Annotated in this window: 11 protein-coding genes; 10 read left to right on the top strand and 1 reads right to left on the bottom strand. The window is 55.0% G+C overall.

Annotated features, from left to right (window positions below; genetic code table 11):
• Window positions 1-10 precede the first annotated feature (10 nt).
• Entirely contained in the window at window positions 11-646 is a 636-nt protein-coding gene (locus G410_RS0110440; protein WP_006832465.1) for a S24 family peptidase, read from the bottom strand.
• A gap of 112 nt (window positions 647-758) precedes the next feature.
• Here G410_RS0110440 and G410_RS18200 point away from each other — a divergent pair, with 112 nt between their 5' ends.
• The 10 genes from G410_RS18200 (at window position 759) to brxL (ending at window position 16589) form a co-directional block, all read left to right on the top strand.
• A complete protein-coding gene (locus G410_RS18200; RefSeq protein WP_211215014.1) occupies window positions 759-929 on the top strand; it encodes a hypothetical protein in 171 nt (56 codons plus the stop codon).
• Between the two features lie 198 nt (window positions 930-1127).
• Window positions 1128-1997 carry a BrxR family helix-turn-helix transcriptional regulator gene (locus G410_RS0110435; RefSeq protein ID WP_022673604.1) on the top strand — a complete coding sequence of 290 codons (870 nt, stop codon included), beginning with the start codon at window positions 1128-1130 and terminating at the stop codon, window positions 1995-1997.
• Window positions 1997-2620 (top strand): DUF1819 family protein, encoded by a 624-nt coding sequence (locus G410_RS0110430; protein ID WP_022673603.1) that lies wholly within the window; start codon window positions 1997-1999, stop codon window positions 2618-2620. Before G410_RS0110435 ends, G410_RS0110430 begins: the two co-directional genes overlap by 1 nt.
• 1 nt (window position 2621) lies before the next feature.
• On the top strand, window positions 2622-3233 hold the full coding sequence (locus G410_RS0110425; RefSeq protein ID WP_022673602.1) for a DUF1788 domain-containing protein: 612 nt from the start codon (window positions 2622-2624) through the stop codon (window positions 3231-3233).
• An 8-nt stretch (window positions 3234-3241) separates the two neighbouring features.
• Window positions 3242-6811, top strand: a complete 3570-nt coding sequence (brxC, locus tag G410_RS0110420; protein ID WP_022673601.1) for a BREX system P-loop protein BrxC — start codon at window positions 3242-3244, stop codon at window positions 6809-6811.
• The gene (locus tag G410_RS0110415) at window positions 6811-7983 is read left to right on the top strand and encodes an AAA family ATPase (protein WP_022673600.1); all 1173 of its coding nucleotides are present in this window, start codon (window positions 6811-6813) and stop codon (window positions 7981-7983) included. Before brxC ends, G410_RS0110415 begins: the two co-directional genes overlap by 1 nt.
• Window positions 7980-8483 (top strand): hypothetical protein, encoded by a 504-nt coding sequence (locus G410_RS0110410; protein ID WP_022673599.1) that lies wholly within the window; start codon window positions 7980-7982, stop codon window positions 8481-8483. The genes G410_RS0110415 and G410_RS0110410 overlap by 4 nt, the downstream gene beginning before the upstream one ends.
• The gene (pglX, locus tag G410_RS0110405) at window positions 8483-11992 is read left to right on the top strand and encodes a BREX-1 system adenine-specific DNA-methyltransferase PglX (protein WP_022673598.1); all 3510 of its coding nucleotides are present in this window, start codon (window positions 8483-8485) and stop codon (window positions 11990-11992) included. Before G410_RS0110410 ends, pglX begins: the two co-directional genes overlap by 1 nt.
• 2 nt (window positions 11993-11994) lie before the next feature.
• A complete protein-coding gene (pglZ, locus tag G410_RS0110400; RefSeq protein ID WP_022673597.1) occupies window positions 11995-14496 on the top strand; it encodes a BREX-1 system phosphatase PglZ type A in 2502 nt (833 codons plus the stop codon).
• Between the two features lie 11 nt (window positions 14497-14507).
• On the top strand, window positions 14508-16589 hold the full coding sequence (gene brxL / locus G410_RS0110395; RefSeq protein WP_022673596.1) for a BREX system Lon protease-like protein BrxL: 2082 nt from the start codon (window positions 14508-14510) through the stop codon (window positions 16587-16589).
• Window positions 16590-16640: the final 51 nt, after the last annotated feature.

Below are 16640 nucleotides of genomic sequence, written 5' to 3'. Positions count from 1 at the left end.
ACCGGTGGGATCAGACCGCGCGCCCGAACCAGATGACGCGGCCGACCACCTGGATCTCGGACCGGTCGACATCGTCCCAGCTGGGATAGGCCGAATTATCGCTGCTGATGGTGATCTTGCGGCCACCGGGCTTGAGCGTCACGCGTTTGACCACCAGCGCATCGTCGGCGCGCAGGACGTAGATACCGTCGCGTAGCCGCGAACCCTGGTCCGACGCATCGACGAGCACCTCGTCGCCATCGCTGAGTGTTGGCTCCATGGAGTCGCCCAAGACGTGGATGATCGAGAGACTGGCGCTCTTTGCCCGGGTCAGCCGGGCAAGCCAGCGTTCGTCGAAACCGAAGCGAGTGTGGGCAGTCTCGCTTTCGGCAATCGCTCCAAAGCCTGCCGATGCATCGACATTGAGCACGGGTATTTCGATCAACCCATCACGCATAGGTGCAGGCGGTCCGCCAAGCACTTGCTCGTCGACCCCGAAGAAGCTGGCAAGCGTGCGCCGGTCATCATCGTCCAGCTTGCGCGGCGAGCCGCGCTTGATGAACTGCTGAATGTAGGACGAGTTTCGTCCGATCATCCGCGAGATCGAGGAATATCCGAGTCGTCGCTGCTGGATCAAGCGATCAAGCTCCTCTCTGACATGTTCCATCGTGTCGTTCCTTCTAACGGCCTCAGGAGAGAAGGAAATCTCCTAGACTCGATGGAACCTTCCTAATAAGAACAAAGCAGGAACACAAGTGCTGAGTGAGTCGAGGAAGGCCATGAAATTGCTGGATCGCATTGAGCGTCATTTGAAGGAATCGCACATGTCGGCGACACGGTTCGGTCGTCGCGCGGTTGGCGATCCGCGCTTCGTGCTTGACCTACGCGCTGGTCGCAGGCCGCGTAGAAGGACTATCGAGAAGGTGGAGAACTACTTGAATTTACAATGAGTTTAGGAGGGCCGCGACGGTTCAGAGCTGTTGTGGGGTTATCGCAATCAACCTTTGGGATGCTGCGCAGCTTGCGATAGGGTCACCGAACTGCCTGAGATCGTCACCGCGAATCCCGGCATTGCAACTTCCGCGTACGCCCAGTAGGTGTGCCCATACAGAAACTAGTCATTCTAGAGTCTGTTGGGGATTCCAAGCATGGACAGTGATTTGGGATTACGTCGAGGCGTCGAGAGCAGGCTGGAATTCATTGAATTCCGGTTGTTCTGGGATGGTCACGTAAACCGAAGCGATATCATTGAGACATTCGGTGTTTCGATCAATCAGGCTTCAGCCGATCTCAACAGATATCTGGGTCTGGCCGAGACCAATATGGTCTATGACAAAAGCGCCCGGACCTATGTCCGAAGTTCTTCCTTCAAGCCCATCTTCCACAAGCCTGATGCCACGCGGTATCTTTCCCAGATCCGATCGATAGCTGACGGGATCATTATGCCAAACGAGGCTTGGATCGGCAGCGTGCCAGGTTTTTCTTGCGCGCCAACACCCGCGCGCGGGGTGTCTGCATCGATTCTCAGAGGAGTTGTGACGGCGATCAAGCGCAAAGAGGCTCTCGAGGTCCTATATCAATCTATGTCTTCTCCCGATCCGTCCTGGCGCTGGATCGCGCCGCATGCCCTGGCGTTCGACGGGTTCAGATGGCACGCCAGAGCACATTGCGCCAAAAGCGATAAGTTCAAAGACTTTGTCTTGTCGCGCATCGGAGAAGCGCGCGGCAGTAGGCCTTCCGATACGGAAGCTTCGTTAGATACGGATTGGCATTGTAAAGTTGATCTTATCATCGCACCGCATCCCGACCTGAGCGCTGGTCAACGCAAAGCGATCGAACTCGATTATGCGATGGACCGGGGCAGGACGACGATCTCCGTCAAGCGAGCGCTTCTTTACTACGCTCTCAAACGACTGGGGCTAGATACAGACCCTTCCGCTCGGCGGCCCCAAGATCAACAAATTGTACTTTTGAATGTCGACCACATGGCAGCTCAGAACGCGATAGGCGCCAAGTGATGATTCGAAAGACGAGCGGCACAAAATATCGTATGTCTTTTGGCACTGGCGGTCTCTTCCTTAACGAGAGTATTGCCATCGCGCGCCTCTATCAGGAGCTCGGCGATTGGACAGCGGTCAAGAAAGCTGCGGGCGAGCAAGGCGTCATACCGTTCCGCAAAAAATCCTCGGTAACCCGCTCTGTCCGGGAGATCGCCAACCGCCTCGAGGTCCTCAAGGCAGATGAAATCGATCTGCTTTGTCATGGCGACCATGCGGATCAACTTTCGGTTCTATGGCTAGCATTGTGTAGGGGCTATCGGTTCATCGGGGAATTCGCCGTCGAACTTCTGTCCGAGCGTTTCCTGAGTTTCCGCACCCATATCACCTATGATGATTTCGACGCCTTCTACGCGGCCAAGGCAGAGTGGGAGCCAGAGCTTGAAGCCATCAGCACCTCGACCCGAGAAAAACTCCGCCAGATCCTGTTTAGGCTCATGAGGGAAGCCGGGATCCTCAACCAAGACGATCACATCTGCCGCGTTCTGCTCTCACCGAGCTTCTCAGGCCTCGTCACACAATCTGATCCGTATGAACTGCGATATTTTCCGGGCACCGAGCTCGACAGGCCAAGGGAGGCCTGAAATGACAAGAGACACTAACACCATGACGCCTCGGGAGCGTCAGGATCATTTGCTGGGAGTAGTTTCGAGCCAGCGCTTTCTTAGGAAGCTCGGCTTGGGGAACGAAGTAGCCTTCTTCATTTGTCCATTCCCGGCCAGCGACGCGGTGGACATGGAGCAAGTTCGGGCTCAGCTCGTAAGGCAGCTCGCTAATCGCGGTGTCACGGTGCTGGACGTCAATCTCTATGATCTAGCAGTGGAAATGTTGCGCGCGCGCGGGATTTGGGATGAGCTGATCGCTGCAGAACAAAGTGTCACGAAAGATGAGCTCAAGGAGCTCCTGCAAAACGTCTTGGATCCAGAGACTCACCTCATTCCTGAGATCGGCAAAAAGCTGGCTAGCCAATCGTTTGATGTTCTCTTTCTATCCGGTGTCGGCGAGGTTTTCCCTTATATCCGCTCGCACAACGTGCTGAACAATCTTCAAAGTACGGCGAAGGAAAAACCAACAGTTATTTTCTTTCCTGGCAGCTACACCCATGCTTTATCAAGCGGAGCTTCGCTGGACCTTTTCGGAATACTGCGCGATGATAAATATTATCGTGCTTTCAACATCTTCAACTACGAGGTCTGAGGGGCAATATGACCATTCTGCGCGACATATTCGAGAAGCCCGTCGATCGTCCGATTGAGGGTGTCATCAAGGCAGACGACGACGCAAGCCTGCGGATTGAGCTCGAAGAGTACGTTCTTACCAACGAGATCGAGAAACAGATCGAAAAGTTTCTTGATGCATACAAGAATTACACGACAGCCAACGGCGTCTGGATTTCCGGCTTTTTTGGTTCGGGCAAGTCGCATCTCCTCAAAATGCTGGCGATGGTGCTCGAGAACCGTCAGGTCGATGGCACAACATCCTACGAGCTGTTCAAGGACAAATGCGTCCAAAACGAAATTCTTTCGGCCGACCTCAAGCGTGCCGTCGGGATCCCTTCTAAGAGCATCCTCTTCAACATCGACCAAAAGGCCGATGTCATTTCCAAGAACCAGGTCGACGCACTGTTGTCGGTCTTCCAAAAAGTCTTTGATGAGGCTTGCGGCTACTACGGCAAACAGCCCCACATCGCCCAATTCGAACGCGATCTTGAAAGCCGTAACGTCTACAGCGCTTTTCGCGAGGCTTACGAGACTATTGCGGGCAAACCATGGGAACGGGGGCGGGAGCAAGCCCTCCTTGAAGGCACTAACATTGCAAATGCTTATGCCAAGGCAACCGGTGCCGATGCGTCAGAGGCCGCTGGAATTCTGAGCAAGTATCGCTCGGACTATAAGGTTTCGATCGAGGATTTCGCCGACAAGGTGAAGGCTTACATCGATGCCCAAGACAAGGATTTTCGCCTCAATTTCTTCGTTGACGAGGTCGGTCAGTACATTGCTGACAACGTCAAGCTGATGACCAACCTCCAGACGATCGCCGAGAGTCTGAACACCAAATGCCGTGGGCGTGCCTGGATTATCGTGACTGCGCAGCAGGACATGAATGCAGTCATTGGCGACATGAATGAGCGCCAAGAAAATGATTTCTCAAAGATCCAGGCGCGTTTTGCAAATCGCATGCCGCTTAACAGCGCGGATGTGGCCGAGGTGATCCAGAAGCGTCTGCTCAAAAAAACGGAGATGGGGGTTGAAAGCCTTTCGGATATGTACCGCCGCGAAAGCAACAACATGCGAACGTTGTTCGACTTTGCGGACGGTTCAATTCATCTGAAGAACTTCGAAGACCGCGACCACTTCATTCACAGCTACCCATTCATCCCATATCAGTACCCCCTGTTTCAGATGGCGATACAGGGGCTGTCGCAGCACAATGCGTTTGAAGGCAGGCACAGTTCGGTCGGCGAGCGTTCGATGCTTGGCGTGTTCCAAGAGGTCGCCAACCATCTGGCTGAATTGGAGCTCGGCCAGATTGCGACCTTTGATCTCATGTTTGAGGGGATCCGCACGGCACTCAAATCCGGTGTTCAGCAATCCATCCAGATTGCCGAACGCAACCTCGGTGACGAGTTCGCCACGCGCATTTTGAAGGCCCTGTTTCTCGTCAAATATGTGAAGCCCTTCAAACCGACAGCTCGCAACATCGCTATCCTCATGCGCGAAAAGTTCGACGAGGATGAAACCGAGCTTAAGCGCCGGGTCGAAGCGGCGCTGAGCCTGCTAGAGCAAAACACCTACATCCAGCGCAACGGCGATCTCTTCGAATTCCTGACCGACGAGGAAAAGGATGTCGAGCAGGAGATCAAGAATGTCGATGTCGACGCCACCGAGGTTGCGCGGGAGATGGAGGCTCTGGTCTTTGATGGGGTCATCAAGGACCGTAAGATTCGCCACGACGGAGCGTCCCACGACTACTCGTTTGCACGTAAGCTCGACGATCGTCTTCAAGGGCGGGATTACGAGCTTTCGATCAATGTAATTACGCCTTTCCACGAGCATAGCGGCAATACTGAGGCGCTGCGGATGGCCAGCATGTCAAGCGACGAACTGGTGATTCTGGTCAAGGCAGACGACCGCTTCGCCCGTGACCTGGTGATGTACAAGCAGACTGAGAAATATGTCCGTCAGACTAGGGCGACCGCCCCTCAGGCCTCTATCGAACGGATCATTAGTGAGAAGGGGCAGCAGAACGCGAACCGCTACAGGGATCTTTCAACTCGGGCGAGAACTCTGATCGCGGAAGCGCAGTTGTACGTTCGCGGAGAAGAGCTGGATTTGCGCGGCGAAGATCCGCAAGCCAGGGTCCGGCGCGCATTCCAGACGCTGATCGACAAGGTCTACACCAATTTACCGATGCTACGCGGCGCGACCTATGCCGAGACTGATATCGGACGCTTCCTGAGGCAGACAAATGAGGGTGCCCTGATTTCGGGAGGCAGTAACCTGACCGAGGCCGAGCAGGAAGTTCTCAACTTTGCGCAAGGCAATGTTCGCACCGGTGTTCGCACTTCGGTCAAGGCGATCGTCGAGAAGTTCGAGGTCAAGCCCTATGGCTGGCCCAACGCTGCGATACTCTGCACGGTCGCCAGCCTCTTCGCCCATGGCAAATTAGAAGCCCGATCAGATGGTGCTCCGCTGGAAGGCGATGCGCTGGAGAACGCGCTCAAGAACGCGCATGCTCTGGCGAACATAGTGCTCGATCTGCAGGTTGAGTTCACGGCCAATCAGGTCCGGGCCCTTCGGGAATTCTATGCCGAGATGTTCGATAGCCAGCCTGTCGCGTCCGAGGCGAAGGGTTTGGGTAAGGAAACCGGAGACGCTATCACCAAGCTGTCGGCGGAACTTGTAGTGTTTGAGGCGCAACTCCAGGATTATCCTTTCGTTGTGGCGATCACGCCAGTCATCGCGCAACTGCGCGAAGTGGAGAACAAGGCCTATGGCTGGTACTTCACTGACCTTCCGCGGAATGAAGACGCGTTGCTCGATGCGAAAGAGCAGGTGGTTGACCCTATCCGACGCTTTATGGGCGGGGCCCAGCGCAAGATCTATGACGAGGCCCGCGATTTCCTTGCCGAGCAGGCGACCAACCTGTCCTACACCGGAAGCAATCAGGCCGAGGCGATCCGCGAAGTTCTGGCTGATCCGCTCTGCTACAAGGGTAACGCCATACAGCAGGTCAAAGCAGATCTCGATAATCTGCGTGCCCATGTTGATGCTTTTATCGTGCAGGAGCGGGACAGCGCTCTTGAGGGTCTAGCCGAGCTCAAGGCCAAGATTGAGGCGGTACCAGAATTCGCGCTATCGGATGCCGCAGCCAAGGCTGAGATTCTCAGCGAGTGCGAGGCCGCTGAAGCCAGCGTTCGCAATGCCAAACTTGTGGCTATGATCCGCGAGCGTACCGCCAATTTCCGTTCGGAAACCTATCCGGCATTGCTTGGGAAGATCGCCCGGTTAGCCACACCGCCAGCGCCACCCGAACCTTCTGCCACTAATCCTACCCCATCTGGGGAAGGCAAGGGGATTGAGGAACCAGCTGGAGGGACTACGCCGCAGCCGGCCCCCGCTCCCTCGCCGGTAGAATACGTCTCGACCGCCAATCTCAAGGTCAGTTTCACGAGCCCGTATCTCGCCAGTGAGGCGGACGTTGAAACATACCTTCAATCCTATCGCGAAACGCTGCTCGCTGAAATTCGGAGCGGCAAGAGGATCACGGTCTGATGATCGCGGGTATTGAAATTGAGAATTTCACGGCGTTCGGGAAACTGGATATCCCTCTCTCGCCGCGCCTCAACGTGATCATTGGTTCGAACGGAACCGGCAAAACACATCTGCTCAAGGCGATCTACACGTTGGCGATCGCAAGCCAACCGGCATCGGAGGTAGAGGGTTCGGAAAGGGGCACCGACACGCAGCTGACGAACAAGCTATTGCGAGTTTTCTCTCCGGGCGAGAGCAAGATTGGCGAATTGTGGGCCCGGGGAGCATCTGGTGGAGCCAGGATGTGCATTAAGGGAAGCGATGACACCAAGGCCGCCATTTCATTCAAAAGAAGGTCCACGGAGGTCCAATTAGAGACGGACGCTCGCTCTGAAGCGCAGTCCCGCCCCGTGTTCATCCCGACGAAGGAAGTCCTGTCGCTCGTTCGCGCCATGCAGGATGAAAATCATGATCGGGCGACTGTCGAGATGATTTTCGATGACACCTACCTCGACTTGGCTGCACTCCTCACCACGCCCAGTTTTGAAGATGAGGCCGCCAATCTGGAAGAGGATCCGAGGCTCTCAAACATCGTTCGTGAATTGGTCTCACTTGTCGGCGGACGCTACCGGTGGACAAACGGCGGCGGGTTTCAGTTTGAACCCGGAGAATACGAGGAACGGCCAGATCCGGATCGGTCGCGCGCCAAGACCGCACAAATGTATCAGGACTCTACGGTCCTCCGGTTCGTCGCTAGAAGTAGGGAATCATTTTCGAGCGGCATGACGGCCGAAGGCTATCGGAAAATTGGCGTCCTGCACCGCTTGCTCTGCAATGGATCAATCAACCCAGGAAACACTGGCGTCCTTTTATGGGATGAGCCCGAGGCAAACCTGAATCCGGCGCTCATGAACGAGGTTGTCCAGGTGCTTCTCGAGCTATCGCGCAACGGCCAGCAGATCATTCTGGCTACGCACGATTATGTCCTTTTGAAATGGTTCGATTTGCTCATGGACAAGGGCAAGGAGGATCACATCCTCTATCACGTCATAGCTAATGCGGCGGACGATGGATCTATATCCGTTCAATCAATTGATGATTATTCCCGCATTTCCGAGACTGGAATATCTCAGACATTTAGTGACTTGTACGATGCGGAGGTTGATCGCTCGCTGGAAGGCGTCAAACTATGACGACCGTTCGAGAGTTCGATCTGGAGTTGACGTTCTCGGAGGCGAAGTCTGTCTTTCATTTTGACGACGCTGCGTATCATGGAGCAAGCACCGCTAAGCGGGTCGATTTTATCGCGGAGTACGAGGACCGTGATATCTTCGTTGAAATAAAGGACCCGGACGACCCTGCGGCTAAGGACCCTGAAGCGTTTGAGAAGAAGCTGAAATCCGGAGAGCTGGTGCAAAGCCTCTCAGGCAAATTCCGAGACACGCTTTTCTTTCGGTCAATCCAGGGAAAAGGTGAGCGAGCGATTGTCTACATCGCTCTCATTTCTATGAAAAAACTGGATAGCGCGCTGCTTTTAGCGAAGCAGGACGAACTCAAAAGATCAATTCCACTGTCTCATGCTGATTGGGAGCGCGACTGCGCGACCAGCTGCATCGTTCTGAACGTTGCACAGTGGAAAAAGCAATTCGGGGATCATTCCCTCCGGCGCATAAATGAAGGGGCAGCTGCTTGATGGATATCTCGAAGCTCAAAAAATTCGCGCAGTTTGCCCGCCGCGCACTGATTGCGCAGGTCAGCGCCAAGCTTGAATCTGTGATTGCCGAGAACTCGGCAGCCCGCCGCGAGCATCCCGATGCGATGAGGAAACTTGAGGCGGCTATCGCCAAGGACGGGCAGGATCAGGTAGTCGAGCGTGTTGCCTACACTTGGTTTAATCGCTTCTCAGCTCTTCGTTTCATGGATATGAATGAGTTGAATAAGGTTCGCGTTGTTTCGCCTGTCTCCGGTCAGTTTCAGCCAGAGATCTTGGCCGAGGCCAAAGCTGGGCACATGGACGAGGACCATGTGCCTGAGAGGATCCGTGAACAGGTTCGCGGCTTACTGGATGGCCGCACCCCGAGTTCCGATGCCCAGACCGAGGCCTATCGGCTTCTTATCGTCACCATTTGCAACGACCTACACAGGGCTATACCGTTCCTGTTCGAGCGGATCGACGACTACACAGAGCTACTTCTACCCGACGATCTTTTGTCGAACGCCTCGATCCTGGCCTATGTGCGCGAAGCCATGACCCCCGACGTTTGCGAGGATGTCGAGGTTATCGGCTGGCTCTACCAGTTCTATATATCGGAGAGAAAGGATGAGGTCTTCGCGGGCCTCAAGAAGAACAAGAAGATCACGGCCGAGAACATTCCGGCGGCGACCCAGCTTTTCACCCCGCACTGGATCGTGCGCTATCTGGTGGAGAATTCGCTGGGACGGCTCTGGCTGCTGAACCGCCCGACCTCGAAGCTCGCGGCGAAGATGGACTATTACATCGCGCCTGAAGAGCCAGAAACCGATTTCCTGCGCATTTCCCGGCCACAGGATATCCGCCTTTGTGATCCGGCCTGCGGGTCAGGGCACATGCTGACCTATTCCTTCGATCTGCTTTACGCGATCTATGAGGAAGAGGGGTATGAGGCGACCGAGATTCCTGGGTTGATCCTGACCCACAACCTATACGGGATCGAGATCGATGAACGAGCGGGTGCGCTGGCTGCATTCGCGTTAGCGATGAAGGCGGCAACCATGCTCGGGCGCCGCAGGTTCTTCCGTCAAGCGGTGCAGCCGAATATCTGCGTGCTGCAAGATGTACGCTTCACGCCATCTGAGATGCAGGACGTCGCTACCGTGGTGGGCAGCGATTTGTTCACCGCCGATTTTCGCGCAACGATGGGGCAGTTCGAGCAGGCAAAGAACTTCGGCTCGCTAATTGTGCCGAAGCTGCGCGACCCTGCCGAGGTGGCCCGGGTCGTGAGGCTGAAGGATTTCGGCGGCGACCTGCTGCTGCGCGAAGTGCAGGAGCGGGTGCTGAAGGTTCTGGAGATGGCGGAGGCGCTCTCGCCTAAATACCATGTGGTCGTGGCTAACCCGCCCTACATGGGTTCTAAGGGGATGAACGGGAAGTTATCTGACTATGCAAAGGCCAGATACCCAGGCAGTAAATCTGACCTGTTCGCCATGTTCATGGAACGCTCGCTGGCACTGACGCTCGGGCATGGGCTGATGGCAATGATTAACATGCAGTCTTGGATGTTTCTCTCCTCATTCGAAAAGCTCCGCGATAAGATTCTCAAAAGTACGACTATTATCTCAATGGCCCATTTGGGCGAGCGCGCTTTTGATACCATTGGTGGAGCAGTAGTATCTACAACGGCATTTGTAATATCCAACGCATACTGGCCCGACATATACGGCGATTATGTCCGCCTCGTTGATGGTGCCAATGAAGCCGAGAAAGCAAGCATGCTGTCGTCGGCGATCTCTAATCGTAGAGCGGGACTCTATTTTAAAGTCCCTTCAGCGATATTTGCCGAGATCCCAGGTAGTTTGATCACTTACTGGCTGAGTGCGGACTTGGTAAAGGTGTTCTCAAAAGCTTCTCCGCTGTCTAAAGGTGTGCGTGGGATCCAGGGAATGATTACGGGTGATAACAACTCATTCCTGCGCTTCTGGCCTGAAGTCTCACGAAATACTTCCCTAGTACCTCCACAAATATACGACAGAGAGTATCGCAAAACGCAATACTGGGTTCCTTACACAAAAGGGGGGGATTATAGGCGTTGGTATGGCAACGGCGAATTCCTGCTCAATTGGCGAGATGAAGGGCGTGGCTTGACGAGGAGAAGATCGGAAAATTCCGACTTGTATTTTCGTGAATGCGTATCCTGGAACAAGATTAGCACTAGAAATTTTGCGGCGAGATATTTGCCTCAAGGCTATGTTTGGGACGTCGCCGGATCTAGTATATTCCCCAAACTTGAAAGTGACGCGAAACAATACGCGGCGTTATTAGGATCAACGGTTGCCCAGCACATATTGTCATCCATAAGTCCTACGCTTAATTTTGAAATGGAGACAGTCCTTGGTTTTCCACTGATGGCTGGTGCATTCAAAGATCGTGATAAGATCATCGAAATTGCCGATGCGATTATTGCAATCTCCCGCTCCGACTGGGACGCTTACGAGACTTCTTGGGATTTCGCCTCGCTGCCGCTTCTCGCCTCCGAGCATCGGTCTGAGACGCTGGCAGGCAGCTACGCGAGCCTGCGCGCCCATTGGCACGGCATGACCCAAGAAATGCAGCGGCTGGAGGAAGAGAATAATCGCATCTTCATCGACGCCTATGACCTGCAAGATGAACTGACTTCCGAGGTGCCGCTGGAGGAAATTACCCTCACCTGCAACCCCGCCTATTCGATCAAGGGCGACAAGGCGGACGAGCAACGTGAGGCAGATCTACTTGCGCGCACAATGGAAGAATTCCTGCACTATGCCGTAGGTTGCATGTTTGGCCGCTTCAGCTTGGATGCGCCCGGACTGATCCTGGCCAATCAGGGCGAAGGTTTCGCCGAATACCTTGCACGTGTGCCGGAGCCCAGCTTTGACGTGGATTCCGACAATGTCATCCCGGTGCTGCAGGGTGACTGGTTCTCCGACGACATCGCCGAACGTTTCCGCAAGTTCCTGCGGGTGACCTTCGGCGAGGCGAAGTTCCAGGAAAATCTGGCCTTAATTGAAGGCGCGCTGGGCAAGGATATCCGCAAGTGGTTCACTCGTGATTTCTATGACTACCATGTGCGTCGCTACAAGAAGCGTCCGATCTACTGGATGTTCGCCAGCCCCAAAGGCAGCTTCCAAGCCTTGATCTACATGCACCGCTATCGGTCGGACACGGTCAGCGTGGTACTGAACGATTACCTTCGCGAATACCGCAACAAACTGGAGGCCCACCGCAAGGCTCAGGAGGCGCAGAGCATGAACCCCGAAGCTACGCCTGCCCAGCGCACCAAGGCGCTCAAAGAGGTAGGCGAGGCGACCAAGGTGATCGAGGAGCTCGATGGATACGAACGCGACGTGCTCTACCCGCTGGCCACGCAGAAGATCGAAATCGATCTCGATGATGGGGTGAAGTCCAACTACCCGAAGTTTGGTCTGGCGCTCAAACCCATCAAGGGCCTGTCGGATGCGGATAACTGAGCATGAATGATCGCATCGCCAAAGGCCTGGGAGCGGCTTTTGACCGTCACCGAATCGTGTTCTGGACAGATACGGCACGCGAGCTGCGCGAGACGTTCGAGGCTCTTGAGCTGCCCGGCGTCGAGAAGATTGCGCTCGCCAACAACGAGTTCGCGGTAAAGCACCGGATCCTGCGGGAGATGCCACAGGGGCGCTTCCTGATCTACCGCGAAGGGCCTGAGCCTGCGCTGATCGGCAACTGGCTGCTTGACGTGCAGCTGGCCCACGGCACGTTTAAGGCGGACCAAGCAGCCCTCTGGTTGTCCGAACTGGGCCTTGGGCTTGGTCTTGAAGATGTGGTGCGCGCGCATGCGGAGTTCTTCCGCTCCGCCCGCAGGCTCGAATTACTCAAGCGGCTTGCCCACAATGACGACACGGCAAACGCCTTGCGCCTGAAGATGCTGAGCGTGTGCGCCGGTGGCGAAGGTGGGTTTGACTCCGTTGTCGAGCGGCTGCTGGCCGATCTTGCAGAGGGAACTGACGAAGCCATGCGCTTAGTGGAGCGGGCCGGTCTTGGGGAATTCCTGTGGGATCAGATGGGCCGACATTATGGCTATACGGCCGTACATCCCAGCATTGAGGATTTCGCGGTGTCATTGTTTAAGGCCTGCTATGCCATGGGACTGGGAGAAGCCGGGGGGCTTTCGCCAGAGGCGCTGGTCTTTTTCCGCCGCTGGAAAAACAACCGCCACGCAGCTCAAGCCTTCGAGGCACTATCCTCCAATTACGCTAAAGTGCTGGGCGTGCGTGCCGATCTTGAAACGCGCAATTTTCGCGGCCTTATCGATCTCGACCATTTTGAAGATATTGATCGGGCGATTATCGTCGCACTCGTGCGTGGTGTCTCGGCGCGAACACTCGCGGCTGGAGACGTAGCAAGCTGGATCCGCCAGCGCCGCCAGAGCTACTGGTACGACCGCTTCCGCGATCTCTATGAGGCCATTGGCTTCGCAGCTGAATTTCAAGCAGCGATGGCGCAGGTAAACCTCGGCATGACAAGCATGGCGGAAGGCGTCAACCGCTATGCCGGGAGCTGGTTCCGCATCGATCAGCTCTATCGCAAGTTCATCTACCACATGCAGAAGTCGGGACAGGCTAGCCTGATGGCCGAGCTTTATGAGCAGGTGGAGAACCATTATGTGAACACCTACCTGCTGCGCCTCAATGATAGCTGGCAGGTCCATGTCGATGCAGCACCTAAGTGGCATGCGTCGCCTGTGCCGGCCCAACGGACATTCTATGCCACCCACGTCGCCCCTTATCGGCAGAGGGACCAGAAGATCTGCGTCATCATTTCGGACGCCATGCGCTATGAAGTGGCGGATGAGTTATTGGGTCGAGTGCGTGGGCTCGACCGTTACGACGCAGAAATCGAAACAATGCTGGGATCGCTGCCGACTTATACCCAGCTTGGCATGGCCTCTCTGCTTCCGAACCGTGACCTGCAGATCGCGGACAATGACACCAGCGCTGTGATCGTTGATGGTCAGAGCTCGCAGGGAACCGAAAACCGAAAGAAGATTCTCGGCCGCGGGCGCGAGGGAGACCGAACGACGGCCTTGCTGGCAGATGACCTCCTCAAGATGCAGCGAGACGACTACCGGTCGCTGTTTCGCGACCACGACGTCATCTATGTCTATCACAATCTAATCGATGCGACTGGCGATAAAGCTGCCACAGAAGATCGGGTGTTTGACGCTGCGGAGAAGGCGCTCGATGAGCTGGTTCAGCTTGTTAAGAAGCTGACCGCAGCCAATGCCAACAATTTGCTGATCACCGCAGATCATGGATTCATCTACCAGCACCGACCCATCGACGAGAGTGACTTTTCAGGTTCGGAGGTGGTGGGCGAGACCATCCTCTTTCGCAATCGCCGCTTCGTGCTCGGCCATGGTCTTAAACCCCAACGGGGGCTCAGGCTCTACAAGCCGGATGAGGCAGGGTTGCAAGGTGACGTCGAAATCTTGGTGCCGAAGTCGATTAACCGCCTGCGCCTCAAGGGTTCTGGTAGCCGCTTCGTGCATGGTGGCGCCACGTTGCAAGAGGCGGTGGTTCCCGTCGTCCGCGTTAACAAGAAGCGGCAGAGCGACACCTCTATTGTCGATGTCGAGATCATTGGCAGCACAAATCAGGTAATTACGGCCAGCCAGATCTCGGTCAGGTTCTACCAAACCGTTCCAGTCACCGAGAAGACCCAGGCACGACGCCTGCGCGCAGGGATTTTCTCGCAATCGGGTGACCTGATTTCAGACAGCCACGAACTGTTATTCGATTTTAGGTCCGAAAATCCCCGGGAACGCGAGCATCCAGTCCGCTTCCTGCTGTCACGCAAGGCCGATGATTACAATGGCAAGGAGGTGGTGTTGCGCCTCGAAGAACAGCACGGAGAAACCTCGCATTACAGCGAATATCGAAGCGCGCGCTACATTCTGCGCCGCAGCTTCACCAACGACTTTGATTTCTGAGAGGCAGGGATATGAGCGCGCTAGATAACAAGATCAACGAACGCTTCCCCGGGCTTGTGGTGCGCAAGGATCTTGTAAAGGCGGTTAAGGGCAACGCCATCGTTCCAACATACGTGCTGGAGTATCTGCTGGGTCAGTACTGCGCCACCAATGATGAGGAATCGATCCAGTCTGGGATTGAAACCGTGCGTGAGATCCTGCGCAAGCATTACGTGCACCGTAATGAAGCGGGCCTGATCAAATCCAACATTCGAGAAAAAGGACGCTGGAAGATCATTGATCGCATCAGTGTGGCTCTTAACGACAAGACTGATGCGTACGAAGCCAGTTTTGCCAACCTTGGAATCTCGAAAGTCCTGATCGACTCAGGGACCGTGAAAGCGCACCCCAAGCTGCTCGTTGGAGGCGTGTGGTGCATTGCTGATATCGAATACGACTACACCGAGGACAAGAACGTCACACCATGGATCCTGGGCTCCATGAAGCCGATCCAGCTTTCACAATTCGATTACGAAGCATACCTGGAAGCGCGCAAGACCTTCGATACCGATGAGTGGATCGACCTTCTCTTCCAGACTGTCGGCTTTGACCCGGAGATGTTTGGCCGCCGCTCGAAACTCATCCAGTTGATGCGGCTCATCCCGTTCGTAGAGCGCAATTACAACCTGATCGAGTTGGGCCCAAAGGGCACTGGCAAGTCGCACATCTTCTCCGAGTTCTCTCCGCACGGTATTTTAGTTTCAGGGGGGGAAGTGACGGTGCCAAAGCTGTTCGTCAACAACAGCTCAGGCAAAATCGGTCTGGTGGGATACTGGGACGTCGTGGCACTCGACGAGTTTGCCGGAAAGCAGAAGAAGGTCGATAAAGCACTTGTCGACATCCTCAAAAACTACATGGCCAACAAGAGCTTCTCGCGCGGTGTCGAGCCGCTAGGGGCAGAAGCTTCGATGGTGTTCGTAGGCAACACCAAACACACCGTGCCCTACATGCTCAAAAACACGGACCTGTTTGATGAGCTGCCTGACAAGTACTATGATTCCGCCTTCATTGATCGCCTTCACACCTACATTCCCGGTTGGGAAGTGGGGGTCATCCGCGGAGAAATGTTCTCTGGAGGGTACGGGTTCGTCGTTGACTACCTCGCAGAGATTCTGCGGCATTTGCGTAACGACGATTTCTCGGATCGTTACCGGGATCACTTTGATCTCTCGCCCGATATCTCCACACGCGACCGCGATGGTGTCCACAAGACCTTTTCCGGTCTGATGAAATTGCTCTTCCCTCATGGTGACGCAACAGCAGACGAGATTGAAGAGATTTTGAAGCTAGCCCTTGAGGGGCGCAAACGCGTGAAGGATCAGTTGATGCGTATCGACACGACGTATCCCGATGTCGATTTTTCGTTCACAAAGAAGAGCGGCGAAAAGGTTGTCGTTACGACCTTGGAAGAAGCCGAGTATCCCGCGTTTTATCACAGGCGAGCTCAAGATACCGATGGTTCCTCAGGGAACGGAGCGGAAGGGGAAGGTGCTGTTGCTGAGAGGCAAGTGGACCATCAACAGGCAGAAGCGACAGACCGAGCGGCTCCTGCAGACGCTGGTCCAAGTGAAGGCCACTTTTCTTTCGCAGAAAATCAGAGGGGAGTGACGTTCGATAAGCTTTTTGGCTCTTACCTTACCGGAGCTTCGAAGATCACGATCACTGATCCCTACATCCGTGCGTTTTATCAAGTGCGCAATCTAATGGAGCTCATCGAGACGATCGCCAAAAGCCACTCGCCCGCAGATGAAGTCGATGTGCATCTGATTACCTGCATTGATGGAATTCGGCCGGAGAAGCAGGAAGAAAACCTCTCTGCGATCGCATCTTCGTGCGAGGGGACTGGCATCAACTTCACCTGGGAATTCGACGATACGAATACGATCCATGCAAGGCACATCGTGACCGATACGGGCTGGAAAATTGCGCTGGATCGCGGTCTCGATATTTTTCAGCAGTATGAGATGAATGACGCCTTCAGCTTCGCCAACAGGCTTCAACAATATCGAGCTGTCAAAGCTTTTGAGGTCATTTATCTCAGGTCGAAGACCTGACGAATTCCTCTGGCTTATGCCCGAGTGGCCATTCGCCCCGCCTTGGTTTGG

The organism is Novosphingopyxis baekryungensis DSM 16222 (assembly GCF_000420305.1).
Taxonomy (GTDB): Bacteria; Pseudomonadota; Alphaproteobacteria; order Sphingomonadales; family Sphingomonadaceae; genus Novosphingopyxis; species Novosphingopyxis baekryungensis.
The sequence above is the reverse complement of the archived record's forward strand: the minus strand, read 5'-3'. Positions and strand labels throughout refer to the sequence as shown.

Bases quoted from the DNA above. Each gene is read 5' to 3' on its own strand.
- G410_RS0110440 (WP_006832465.1), bottom strand. From the start codon at position 646: ATGGAACATGTCAGAGAGGAGCTTGATCGCTTGATCCAGCAGCGACGA.
- G410_RS18200 (WP_211215014.1), top strand. From the start codon at position 759: ATGAAATTGCTGGATCGCATTGAGCGTCATTTGAAGGAATCGCACATG.
- G410_RS0110435 (WP_022673604.1), top strand. From the start codon at position 1,128: ATGGACAGTGATTTGGGATTACGTCGAGGCGTCGAGAGCAGGCTGGAA.
- G410_RS0110430 (WP_022673603.1), top strand. From the start codon at position 1,997: ATGATTCGAAAGACGAGCGGCACAAAATATCGTATGTCTTTTGGCACT.
- G410_RS0110425 (WP_022673602.1), top strand. From the start codon at position 2,622: ATGACAAGAGACACTAACACCATGACGCCTCGGGAGCGTCAGGATCAT.
- brxC (WP_022673601.1), top strand. From the start codon at position 3,242: ATGACCATTCTGCGCGACATATTCGAGAAGCCCGTCGATCGTCCGATT.
- G410_RS0110415 (WP_022673600.1), top strand. From the start codon at position 6,811: ATGATCGCGGGTATTGAAATTGAGAATTTCACGGCGTTCGGGAAACTG.
- G410_RS0110410 (WP_022673599.1), top strand. From the start codon at position 7,980: ATGACGACCGTTCGAGAGTTCGATCTGGAGTTGACGTTCTCGGAGGCG.
- pglX (WP_022673598.1), top strand. From the start codon at position 8,483: ATGGATATCTCGAAGCTCAAAAAATTCGCGCAGTTTGCCCGCCGCGCA.
- pglZ (WP_022673597.1), top strand. From the start codon at position 11,995: ATGAATGATCGCATCGCCAAAGGCCTGGGAGCGGCTTTTGACCGTCAC.
- brxL (WP_022673596.1), top strand. From the start codon at position 14,508: ATGAGCGCGCTAGATAACAAGATCAACGAACGCTTCCCCGGGCTTGTG.